Here is a 12,030-nt window from a genome sequence, read left to right as displayed (position 1 = left end):
TTTATGCTTTTTCCTCCTTTCTTTTTTTTATTTTTTTTTCAAAAATGCAAATCTTTATATACTATTTCTAACATATACCCCCTATGGTATAGGAGGTGAAACTTATGAAAGAATGCATGGATAGTGAAAATTTGCATAGAAGACTCAAAAAAATCATCGGTCAAATAAATGCAATCGACCGTATGATTGACGAGGATATTCCTTGCGAACAGATATTAATGCAGGTAAATGCATCAAAATCAGCATTACATAAGGTCGGATCAATCATTGTTGAAGGGCATTTAGAAAATTGTGTTAAAAACGCTATCAAAGAAGGAGACGCAGATGAAGCATTAAGTGACATTTCATCAATTTTAGAATATTACTCTAGACTTTAATTTTTTTTAAATTAGGTTTATACCCCATAGGGTATATTGGACTAGGGGAGGCTGTTTAAAATGAATTTTACAATAGATGAAAAACAAGATATTATCTTCATAATTATTTCCACAATAAGTGTTTTTGGTAGTTTTATCCTATCTCTCGACTACCTTGCATGGATTGCCGTCATACTATGCGGAATACCAATATTTAAAGAATGTATTGAAGGATTGATAACTGAATTTGATATAAAAGCCGATTTACTTGTTTCAATAGCTATTATAGCATCCATCATAATTGGAGAGGTATTTGCGGCCGGTGAAATTGCAACAATCATGGCAATAGGAGGATTTTTAGAAGAATACACTGTAAGAAAAACTCAGGGAAGAATTGAAGAGCTTGCGAAAATGACACCCAAGATTGCAACAAGAATTAAAAATGGAGTTGAAGAAAAAATATCTGTCGAAAATGTACAAGTCGGAGATATCTTAAAGGTGCTTCCAGGTGAAAGCATACCAACAGACGGTGTTATTGTCAATGGCGAAACTTCAATCGACCAGTCAACATTGACTGGAGAATCACTTCCTGTAGATAAAAAAGAAAACGATGAAGTCTATAGTGGAACAATCAATCTTTACGGTTCATTTACAATGAAAACAACAAAAATCAGCCAAGAGAGTTCCCTTCAAAAATTAATCAGATTGGTTGATTCCGCTAAACCTGAAAACGCAAAAATCGTCAGAACAGCAGACAAGTGGGCTACAATGATTGTTGTAATAGCTTTTATAGCTGCAGTATTGACTTACTTATATACATTTGAAATAATAAGGGCAGTGACAATTTTAGTTGTGTTCTGTCCATGCGCATTAGTTCTGGCTACACCAACTGCAATCATGGCCTCAATTGGAAATCTTACAAAATACGGAATTTTAGTGAAAAATGGCGAATCTATTGAAGAGCTGGCTCACATTAGTGAAATAGTATTTGATAAAACTGGAACATTAACACATGGCACACCCAAAGTCGTTGATATCATCTCAGACAACCCTAAAGAAATGATGTATTTGCTCACATCACTTGAATCCAAATCAGAACATCCACTTGCAAAATCAATTGTTAAAAATTATGATGATAATGATTTGGCTGATGTGAAAGATTTTAAAATGCACATTGGAAAGGGAGTTAGTGGAACAATCAACGGATCAATGATACTTGCTGGAAATAAAGAATTATTAAAATCAGCAAATATTCCTTTAAAAAACAGTGATGAACCTCAAAATGGCGAAATCGTAATATATGTTGCAAAAGAGGGAGAAATCATCGGAAAAGTATATCTTGCAGATACATTACGGGAATCTTCCAAACAAACAATCAGAAATCTCAAAGGACTGAGAATTAAAACAACACTATTAACCGGAGACAACGAAAAAACTGCAGGATACATTGCAAAGAAAATCAGAATTAGAAATGTTAAATCTAACTGCTTGCCTGAAGATAAAACCAACTACATTGCCCAAGAGCAAATCTTGGGACATAAAGTAGCAATGATAGGGGATGGAATAAATGATGCCCCATCTCTAAAAAAGGCCAATGTTGGAATAGCAATGGGCAACATGGGAAGCGACATCAGCCTTGAAGCTGCAGATATTGCATTAATCAACGACAATATCGAAGACCTCCCCCAATTAATTGGAATCGCAAGAAAAACAATTAAAACAATAAATGTAAGCATTGCTTTTTCATTAGCAGTAAACATTATTGCAATGGCTTTAGCAATATTAGGATACTTGAATCCAATTGAAGGTGCTTTAATCCATAATATCGGTTCATTTATTGTAATTGCCTATTCATCAACACTAGTCAGATATAAAATATCAAAAAAAGACTGCAAAAAATCAGGAAAGTTAGGCATAACTAAAACTTTAAATAAAGCAATGACCTAACTATACATATCGATAATAAGGTGATTTATTATGGCTGAAAAAGAAATTAAAGTTGTGGGTATGCACTGCCCATCCTGTGTAAATGCTGTAGAATTATGTTTAAAAGACGTTGATGGAATTGAAGACGCTAAAGCTGATTTAGACACCGGAATTACAACCATTACAATGTCTGATGACGTAAGCGATGCAGACATTAATGAAGCTGTTGAAGAAGCAGGCTTCAAAGTAGAATAATCATTCTACTTAATTTCTATTTTTTTATAAAATTTTTTTAAACTGCTCAGGATTTTCTCATTATTCTTTCCAACCAAAAGATTGTGCTTTACATTTTCAAAAACAACCATTTCAGAATTTTTGATTTGGCACTGCAATTGCTTTTGTGAATCCAACAAAGTAATATCATCATATTTTCCGGCCAAAATTAAAGTCGGGACATGAACTTTCGACAACTCGTTTTCAATGTTGAAATCTATGAAAGCGTCAATTGCCTTAATATATGCTTCAGTATTTGCAGTAATTGAAGCAATTTCTCTAAGCATATCCAATTCTTCACGATTCTGACTAATAACCTCAGGACACAATACCATTGGCAAAATTAGGTCATAAAACTCTTCAAAGCCAATATTCAAAGAATTCTTGAATTGAGTAAAAATATTTTTCAGATGATTGTCTGTTTTGATAAAACTTGACATCATCACAAGCGAATCCACTTTATGAGGATATTTAAGCACATAGTCAATGGCAATAGCTCCACCTAACGAAAACCCTATCAGATTAACATTTGAAATGTTTAAATCATCTAAAAGGTCATTTAAATCTTCAACATAACTATCAGCAGTAATTTCATCATCATCCAATTCAGACTCTCCATGACCTCTTAAATCGATTCTTATAACCTGATAATCTTTTTTAAGATTAGATGCCAAAAATTCCCAGTATAACAAATTATCGGAAAGCCCATGAATTAAAACCAAAGTTTTGCCATTTCCTTCAACTTTAAAATTCAAATCCATATTTTATGTTTTGTTCTAAGGGCTATATAAGTTAAATATCAAATTTTAAATAACTTAACTGACAAATCATAAATCATATAATAACTTTTTAAAAATTATTATAAAATAAAAAGGGATTGAAATGAAAACAGTTGCTATTAATGGTTATGGAACCATCGGGAAAAGAGTAGCAGATGCCGTATCTGCTCAAGATGATATGAAGATAATAGGTGTTAGTAAAACTAGGCCTAACTATGAAGCAAGAACTGCTGTTGAAGAAAAAGGCTATCCATTATACATTGGAATTCCTGAAAGAGAACAACAATTCAAAGATGCTGGAATTGAAATAGCCGGTACTGTTGAAGAAATGATTCAAGAAGCAGATGTGGTTGTTGACTGTACTCCTGGAAGTATAGGACCACAAAACCTTGAAATGTATAAAAAAGCCGGCGTTAAAGCAATTTATCAAGGTGGAGAAGACCATGAACTGACCGGTCTTTCATTTAACTCCATTTCAAATTACGATGATTCATACGGTGCAGACTACACCAGAGTAGTTTCATGTAACACTACTGGATTAACCCGTACATTACATACAATCGACAAAATTGCAGACATTAAGAAAGTAAGGGCAGTAATGGTTAGAAGAGGATCAGACCCATCTGAAATCAAAAAAGGACCAATCAACGCAATTGTTCCAAATCCTCCAAAAGTACCTTCTCACCACGGTCCTGATGTGCAGACCGTTATGAAAGGCATTGACGTTACAACCATGGCATTGCTCGTACCTACTACCTTAATGCACCAACACAACATTATGGTTGAAATCAACAATGATGTGGAAACTGAAGACATTCTTGAAGCATTGGAAAAACGTTCCAGAGTAATTATCGTTTCTGCTGAAGAAGGATTAGGTTCAACTGCAGAATTAATGGAATATGCCAAAGAACTTGGAAGAAGCAGAAATGACTTATACGAAATTCCAGTTTGGAAAGAGTCCGTTAATGTTGTAGGAAACGAATTGTTCTACATGCAAGCAGTGCATCAGGAATCTGATGTAATACCTGAAAACATTGATGCTATTCGTGCACTTCTAGAAATGGAAAGTGACAACGAAAAATCAATTGCAAAAACTAACGAAGCTATGGGAATCTTCTAAATTCCCTCTTTTTACTATTTTTTTAACGATTTAAATGAAACATAAAGTACTTTTTGGACCTGCGGGAAGTCCAGTTGACTATAAAGGCGCGGCTTATAAAGCCCCCAAATACATCAATGAAGAAGGACTTGATTCATATGAATACCAATCTCCCTATGGAGTGAGAATTGGTGAAAAAGCGGCAACAACACTAAAGGACGAATCTCAAAAACATGACATTCTAGTTTCCATGCATGCGCCATATTACATTAATCTGTGCGCAAAAGAAGAGGAAAAACTTGATAAAAGCATTGGCCACCTAATAGCCGCAGCCCGTGCCGGTGAGTGGATGGGAGCCTACAGATTGGTTTTCCACCCTGGAGCATACATGAACAGAAAACCCCAAAAGGCTATGGAAATATCCAAAAATACCGTGAACCGCTTGTTTGAAGAGCTTGAAGCTGAAGGCATTGAAAACTTTACTTTCGCTCCAGAAACTACGGGCAAGAGAACACAGCTTGGTAATGTCAGTGAAGTTGTTGAGCTCTGCGCTAGCTTTGATCACTTCGAACCTACAATCGATTTTGCACATGTTCATGCAAGAGGAAGGGGATTTTTAACTAAAAAAGAAGATTACAACTGTATTTTTTCAACTATTGAAGACAGATTGGATATTGATATCCTGCATTGCCACTTTACAACAATAGAATATGGGCAGGGCGGAGAAGTGAAGCATCATACCATGGATGAAAGTGATGAATACGGGCCGAATATTAGGGATTTGCTCGAAAATCTGATTGATAACGGTTGGAATGCAAACATCATATGCGAAACTCCTCTTCGTGATGTCGATTCCTTAAAAATGAAAAAAATGTATGAAGAGATGATTTAGTAGTCTTTTACAGAGCGGATCAAATCATCCATATCATTGAAAAGATTATTTATGTCATCATTATCCTTCTTATTTGAACTCAAATGAATAACCAGTTCATTAATCAGATCTTCCATCTTATCAATGAAAGCCTCCAATGTCTTAATTTTATTCTCGATTTCCTTTTCAACAAGTTCATTGTTGTCAGTATCCAGCTCAACCATCTTTCTTGTTACTTCCAATTGGTTGTTGAATAATTGATTAGACCTATCAATAGAAGAAGAAAACTTATTGTAAGCCATGTGAGTGGGATCGAATAGTTTTTCAACTAATTCCCGTGCCCTTTGTTGTTTAAGATTATATTCCTGCTCTATATCGGCAATCCTTTCATCGTATTTTGAAGAAACCGGCTCGACAACAGGCCCCTCATGATAGATTTCCCTTCCACACTGAGAGCAGAAATTTTGTCCGGGGTCCAATTTCTCCCCACAGTAGATGCAAAAATGATTTTTGTTATCCTGTGACATACAATTACTATTTTTATGCTTATCTTTAATATATTTTAATTCGCGACTTAATGATTCATTGAAAACGACAAATTCATCTATGTCTTTTGAAAATCGTGCTTTTGAATTTTCAAATTCCAATGATGGGTTTTCAATATTTATAGATAATAAAGATTCTTTTGACATCTTTGAAGTTTCTACCATACTTTCAATAGACCTGATAAGATTAGAATGGCTTTCATCCAATTTAGATATATCTTCTTTAAATTTAGCGACGATTTCGAATATGATGTTTGAATACTCAAGCAATTCAAATGAAACATCCTGAATTGAAGCAAGATTATTCTCAAACAAGTCCGACAAATCATTTAAAATTTCCATCAGCTTAACTTCAAATTCCATTGGAGTTATTTGAAATTTATCTGATTTTTCAACTATGCCATTTAACTTCAAAGAAGAGTTATCTATTCCTTGTGAAAAGTCTCCCATCAGATTATCATATTGTCCTATAGTTTTCACGAATTCCACTGCCACTTGGGCCAATAGGTCTTCATCATCACCAGAATAATCCAAATTCGATGGTTTAATTGAGTAATCCCTTAACAATTTGCCGCATCCAATGCAAAAAAGATTATTAGCATTATTATTTTTATTGCATCCCTCACAAATCATAGTATCCAAATAATGGTTTAATTGAAGTAAGTAATATACTTAGGTATATTGAATCAACTATTTTTTCCTTAATTTCAAAATCACTATCTCGGAGTCTGTTCCCCACCTCATTGGAGTGTCCATTGAACCGACACCGGTCGTAACATGAAGATATTTTCCCAACTTATTTTTGAAAAGGCCCCTATTATACTTAAAGAGGATATTGGCAAAATTAATGGCCGGATAGAACTGCCCTCCATGAGTATGTCCTGACAATTGAATATCAAAACCCAATGAAGAAAAATCCTCCCAATAATATGGAACATGATAATTAATAATATTAACCAGATTCGGATTCAGGCAACTTTCATCAATCTTTGGAACATCCCTATCATCAAAACTAAAAGTTAGGCCAAAAATACTCAAATCACCAAATTCCTTTCTTTCATTATCCAAAACAATAATGCCTGCATTTTCACAGGCCTTTACAACATTATCAATCCCAGGATAGAAATCATGATTGCCTGGAGTGAATATTATCGGCATGCTCACTTCCTTCAGTGCAGCGAAATCGTCTTTTTCAACAGCCGAAGATCCGTCGGCCAGGTCACCGGAAATGATGGCCAACTCACAGGTGCTTTCAAGTTCCTTTAGTTTGTCGGCTATTGAATCGATGATTGGCTTGTGATGCACGGAACCAAAATGAACATCAGACAAGTGTGCAATGTTAACATCCCTATGCAAGTTATCCAATTCCAATGTTTTCTCATTGACAACTAATTTATGAGCTTTATAGTAATTATAGGCGCCTAAAATCGGGACGATTAAAATTAAGGCTAAAATCAGTTCAAATGGCAATGCTATAAACTTTCCAACCGAATAGATAATGATGATATCGATTAGAAACATTACGGAGGCCCACATCCAAACACCATTGATTGTTGTTAAAAGCCTGCCCAAAGAAGTTGATTTTTTAGTTTCAAAAAACATTGGGATGCAATGCAGCAATCCAATTAAAATGGTTAAAACGATTAGATAGATATCATTTAATCCACCAAATAATAAAAATAGATATTTTAGCAGGAAAAACTCAAATAGCATATAAAATGGCGTTACAGACAATACCCTTCGTGTACGAAAACTCATGATAGAACCTCTTAAAATAACTATATTTCAACAAGTATTTAAATAATTAAAACTAATGTTAGTTTGTAACAAAAATATCGGAGGTGAGTGATTTGAAAAGTGATAATAAGATAACGGAAATCAAAACAACTAACCAAAAACAACCCATTAAAGAAACTGAAAGCAAGGAATATGCAGAATGTGTTGTTCTAAAACCGGTTGGCTATCCATTTGAATTTAATTTAATGGACGAGAACATTGAAATTACCAACAAGGAACTTTTTGAAGAGTATGCCCGTGAACAATGGCTTGGATTGGTTGTTCGTGAAAACTCACATTTATTTGACCAGAAGATCATACCGGATTATGGTTTTGAAATAATAAAGGCAAGACCAAACAACTCAATAATATCTGAAAATACAAAAATCAAGCTTATCACTGATGAATTGAAACATAAAAGCAATGAATCTAAAATAAAATCAAATATACTCCTTTCAGATATTGTCGGACAAGTCAACGCCAAAAACAAAGTTAAGGTTATAACAAAATATTTGGAAGATCCGGAAAAATTCGGACCTTGGGCTCCGAAAAATATTTTGTTCTACGGCCTTCCAGGTACCGGCAAAACCATGCTTGTAAAAGCGCTTGCCAACGAACTTGAAGTTCCATTGTATTTAATCAAAGCAACATCATTGATTGGTGACCACGTCGGGGATGGCGCATCGAAAATCCATGATCTATTTAAAAAGGCAAGCGAAAATTCACCATCCATAATCTTCATTGATGAAATGGATGCCGTTGCACTCCACAGATCCTTTCAATCACTAAGGGGAGATGTTTCTGAAATAGTGAATTCTCTTTTAACTGAAATGGATGGAATCAGCGACAATGAATCAGTCATAACTATTGGAGCTACAAATAATCCGACTTCCCTTGATTTTGCAGTTAGAAGCAGATTTGAGGAAGAGATAGAATTCAAATTACCTGATGATGACGAAAGATTGGCAATTTTAGAAAATAATCTTAAGACTATGCCTTTGGATTATGATATTGACCTAGAAAAAGTTGTTAGAATAACAAAAGGATTATCTGGAAGGGATTTAAAAGAAAAAATTCTAAAAACCGCCCTTCACAATGCAATAGCTAATGATTGTGAAATTATCACAATGGAAAATATCGATTATGCCATTAAAAACAGTAAAATAAAAAATAGTGATGTTAAAGGAATGTTCGAATAAACCAACATTCACTTAACCATTATTAAAGATATACTCACAAGCGAGGAGGATATCCTCGTTTTCTTCTTTTGCAGCTTTTTTAACATTTTTAGAAATATCATAAAATATTTTATTGACAATGGAATTTGTTAAATTATCCAATATTTTTACACTACCATCTACATCAGCTAACTTAACACTGGCTTTTTGAGTTTCACGTTGTCTTATCTCTTCCATAGATGCCCTTAAATTACCAAGTATTTCATCAACTTCCATTATTTTGAAGGATTCTTTAAGTAAAAGGAACTCTTCATTGATGATATTTTCTGCTTCGCCAAATTCCTTCTTTCTAAGGCGAGTGTTTTCATCAGCAATCTCCCTTAAATCATCAATGTTAAATGATTTGACACCCAATTCACAAACGTCATCGGAAATATCACGAGGGTTAGCAATATCAACCATCATCAAGTTTTCGTAATCCATATCAATTCCTAAAAGACGTTCTTTGGTAATAATATGGTGAGGAGCGCTTGTAGCACTAATAACAACATCTGCAGTAGCCAAATATTCCTCCAAATCATTAAACAATATTGCTTCACCACCCAAATCCTGAGCAAGCTCAACGGCAACATAATAAGTCCTATTTGCAACAAAAATAGCATTCAAATCTTTTTCGGCAAGTGCCTTTGCAACCAACCTGCCCATCTTTCCAGCACCGATAACCAAAACGGATTTATCATCAAGACTGCCAATGTGCTTTTCTGCCAAATCGATTGCAGCAGAACCAATAGAAACAGAGCCCTTATTAATGTTGGTCTTATTTCTTACGACCTGACCGACATGAATCGCTTTTGTAAATACCGCATCCAAGACTTTACCGCAATGATGATTTTTAACAGCTTTATTTTTAGCATCCTTTACCTGACCCAGAATTTGATCTTCACCAACAATCATGGATTCCAAACCTGAAGTCATACGTAACAGATGCATTATGGCAGATTGCCCATATTCAATTACAATACTCTGGTTTTCATGAGACAGCAGTTCCTCATCTTCAGGAATATAATCATTATTGATATAATACTCTTTTCTGTTACAGGTTGAAATCTCAATATATTCACCTATCGAATATTTTTCCTGCAATTTCCAAAATAAGTCATCAATGTCCTTTGAAATAATCTCCATTGATTGGATATCTGCAATTTTATGGTCAACTCTTAAATTAAGTATCACTCTAATCCCCTTATTAAATTATCAATATAACATTTGGCCTCATCGATTTGTCTATTTTTAATCAAATCATTGATATTTTCATCATCAAATATCTCATAGAGATATTCCCTTCTCTCCTTTTGATTTTCAATGACTTTTTTCAATTCAGTGCGAGCATAATCCTGAAGTTCAATTTCTAAAATATCCTCTTCAGTGATTATTGACTGAATCTTTTTTCGAAGCTGCCGAGCCATTAATGGACTTTTACCATTAGTAAAAATAGATATTTCAATTTCTCCTATATTAAAACTTGTTGGAACAATAATATCTCCTTTTTGCGGATAATCTGCCCTATTAACTAATTTATTTTGAGCAATATCACAAACATGATTACATAACTCTTCATCGCCACTAGCCACTACAACCAAATCTGCCCATTCAACCAATTCATCCACATTTTCAGTGGAACATAAAACAGCCCCGTTATGTTCCAATTCTTCAGATAAATTGTTTCCTGCCAATTTTACATTAGCCCCATGACTTAAGAATCTGTTCGCTCTTCTAGTTGCAACTTCACCAGTGCCTAAAATAAAAACGTTCAAATCAGCAGTTTTTAAATAAAGAGAAGTCCAATCCATTTTAATCAGAATTTTCAAGAGATCTTGCATGCAAAACTTTTACAGCCGCTCTTAAATCATTATTGCATTCAGTTAAAACATTCATTGCTTCTAGTTTTGTTACATTGAATGTTTCAGCTAATGCTTCAGCTTTTTCATCAGGATTTGGTTTATTTACACCGACTAACCTTTCTGACAATTCTTTTTTCAAGTCCAAATAATCATCATGAGTCATGCCCATATTTCTTAAAGTCATATCCCTCAATGGACAAGGCTTAGATGGTTTACAACACCATACAAGTGATCCAAAACAAGTTCCGGCTCCTTCACCCAATCTAGTTTCTTTTCCAAACTGAAGTTTAATGTTAATAAACTCTTGAGGAGTTAAATTAACTTCCTGCAATGCATTTAAAACCGGGCAGGGTTTGACTGGAGGACAACAAAAAGCAAGTCCCCTTACATCTCCTCCTCTGCAAATATGAGATGGTGCATCTTCCCAAGTCATGATAAACCTCCAAAATAATTTTCATTTCTAATTACATAATAATTATCAATAATTATAAAATAATGATATAATTTATTTGAACAATGCATATATAATCTTTTTTATAAATAGTTAATTTTATTTAAACTCAGCAATTGCAAAAATAACAAGACACGAAAAAAAAGTTTTTTAAAATATTAGGACTTACTTAAATATAGATAATCATGACTAAAGAAGAAATTACAATCGAAGATATTCCAATCACTTTAGAGAGAAAAAACATTAAGAACATGTATCTTCGAGTGTTACCGCCAAATGGTGAAGTTAAAGTCTCAGCACCCTTATTTTTATCCTATGAAGACATATCAGAGTTTATAAAATCTCGCAAAGAATGGATATTAAAAAAGCAAGAACTGATTTTGAAAAATGAAATCAAAGCCCCATTTAAATATTTAAATGGAGAAAAGCATCCATTATGGGGTCGCGAGTATGCATTACAATTAATTAAGAATAGCACGATTAAACGTGTAGTTGTTGATAAAGAAAAGGAAATTCTATACTTGCCGGTTCCTAATCGAAGCACCATAGAAAAAAGGGAAAGAATTCTAAATGAATTCTACAGACAAGAACTTCAAAATGCAATTCCTCCTGTTTTAGGTAGATGCAGCAAAATTGTCGGGAAACAACCAAAAGACATTAAAGTAAGAAAAATGAAAAATTGGGGAAACTGTAAAAAAGATGGAAGGATTACCCTAAATTTAAATTTGGCAAAAAAAGACCCCATTTGTCTTGAATATGTGATGATTCATGAATTATGCCATCTGATTGAGTTCAATCATGGAAAAAAATTTAAAAAATTAATGGACAAATATTGTCCGAACTGGAAAGAAATAAAAAAAATATTAAATGAATAA

At 33.9% G+C, this 12,030-nt stretch carries 13 protein-coding genes; 7 read left to right on the top strand and 6 right to left on the bottom strand.

Features of this window, described 5'->3' with window-relative positions; genetic code table 11:
* Positions 1-104: 104 nt before the first annotated feature.
* The 3 genes from ACJMLD_RS07295 to ACJMLD_RS07285 are packed head-to-tail and all read left to right on the top strand — an operon-like array spanning position 105 to position 2,537.
* A complete protein-coding gene (locus ACJMLD_RS07295) occupies positions 105-377 on the top strand; it encodes a metal-sensing transcriptional repressor (RefSeq protein ID WP_405269927.1) in 273 nt (90 codons plus the stop codon).
* A gap of 60 nt (positions 378-437) precedes the next feature.
* Positions 438-2,303, top strand: coding sequence for a heavy metal translocating P-type ATPase (locus ACJMLD_RS07290; RefSeq protein ID WP_405269924.1), 1,866 nt, complete (start codon positions 438-440; stop codon positions 2,301-2,303).
* Between the two features lie 30 nt (positions 2,304-2,333).
* Positions 2,334-2,537 carry a heavy-metal-associated domain-containing protein gene (locus ACJMLD_RS07285; RefSeq protein WP_405269921.1) on the top strand — a complete coding sequence of 68 codons (204 nt, stop codon included), beginning with the start codon at positions 2,334-2,336 and terminating at the stop codon, positions 2,535-2,537.
* 5 nt (positions 2,538-2,542) lie between these two features.
* Here the strand turns inward: ACJMLD_RS07285 and ACJMLD_RS07280 are convergent, their stop codons facing one another.
* Entirely contained in the window at positions 2,543-3,316 is a 774-nt protein-coding gene (locus ACJMLD_RS07280) for an alpha/beta fold hydrolase (RefSeq protein WP_405269918.1), read from the bottom strand.
* 121 nt (positions 3,317-3,437) lie between these two features.
* Here ACJMLD_RS07280 and ACJMLD_RS07275 point away from each other — a divergent pair, with 121 nt between their 5' ends.
* On the top strand, positions 3,438-4,454 hold the full coding sequence (locus ACJMLD_RS07275) for a phosphorylating glyceraldehyde-3-phosphate dehydrogenase (protein ID WP_405269915.1): 1,017 nt from the start codon (positions 3,438-3,440) through the stop codon (positions 4,452-4,454).
* 34 nt (positions 4,455-4,488) lie between these two features.
* Complete coding sequence (locus ACJMLD_RS07270; protein ID WP_405269912.1) at positions 4,489-5,325, top strand: TIM barrel protein; 837 nt, start codon at positions 4,489-4,491, stop codon at positions 5,323-5,325.
* Here the strand turns inward: ACJMLD_RS07270 and ACJMLD_RS07265 are convergent.
* Positions 5,322-6,482 carry a zinc ribbon domain-containing protein gene (locus ACJMLD_RS07265; RefSeq protein WP_405269909.1) on the bottom strand — a complete coding sequence of 387 codons (1,161 nt, stop codon included), beginning with the start codon at positions 6,480-6,482 and terminating at the stop codon, positions 5,322-5,324. The two genes, ACJMLD_RS07270 and ACJMLD_RS07265, sit on opposite strands and share 4 nt — an antisense overlap.
* A 57-nt stretch (positions 6,483-6,539) precedes the next feature.
* Entirely contained in the window at positions 6,540-7,607 is a 1,068-nt protein-coding gene (locus tag ACJMLD_RS07260) for a metallophosphoesterase (protein ID WP_405269907.1), read from the bottom strand.
* A gap of 92 nt (positions 7,608-7,699) precedes the next feature.
* Between ACJMLD_RS07260 and ACJMLD_RS07255 the strand changes: the two genes are divergently transcribed.
* A complete protein-coding gene (locus ACJMLD_RS07255; protein ID WP_405269905.1) occupies positions 7,700-8,824 on the top strand; it encodes an AAA family ATPase in 1,125 nt (374 codons plus the stop codon).
* Between the two features lie 12 nt (positions 8,825-8,836).
* On the opposite strand, the gene hemA is transcribed toward ACJMLD_RS07255, so the two are convergent.
* From hemA to ACJMLD_RS07240, 3 genes are read right to left on the bottom strand one after another with little or no spacing between them, the layout of a single operon-like run.
* The gene (gene hemA / locus ACJMLD_RS07250) at positions 8,837-10,036 is read right to left on the bottom strand and encodes a glutamyl-tRNA reductase (RefSeq protein WP_405269902.1); all 1,200 of its coding nucleotides are present in this window, start codon (positions 10,034-10,036) and stop codon (positions 8,837-8,839) included.
* Complete coding sequence (locus ACJMLD_RS07245; protein WP_405270056.1) at positions 10,033-10,653, bottom strand: bifunctional precorrin-2 dehydrogenase/sirohydrochlorin ferrochelatase; 621 nt, start codon at positions 10,651-10,653, stop codon at positions 10,033-10,035. The genes hemA and ACJMLD_RS07245 overlap by 4 nt, the downstream gene beginning before the upstream one ends.
* 1 nt (position 10,654) lies before the next feature.
* Entirely contained in the window at positions 10,655-11,137 is a 483-nt protein-coding gene (locus ACJMLD_RS07240) for a methanogenesis marker 9 domain-containing protein (protein ID WP_405269900.1), read from the bottom strand.
* A gap of 203 nt (positions 11,138-11,340) precedes the next feature.
* Here ACJMLD_RS07240 and ACJMLD_RS07235 point away from each other — a divergent pair, with 203 nt between their 5' ends.
* The gene (locus tag ACJMLD_RS07235; RefSeq protein ID WP_405269897.1) at positions 11,341-12,030 is read left to right on the top strand and encodes a M48 family metallopeptidase; all 690 of its coding nucleotides are present in this window, start codon (positions 11,341-11,343) and stop codon (positions 12,028-12,030) included.

Origin of the sequence: Methanobrevibacter sp. (assembly GCF_045112895.1) — an archaeon.
Classification (GTDB): domain Archaea; phylum Methanobacteriota; class Methanobacteria; order Methanobacteriales; family Methanobacteriaceae; genus Methanocatella.
This window is presented reverse-complemented; position numbering and strand designations above follow the sequence as displayed.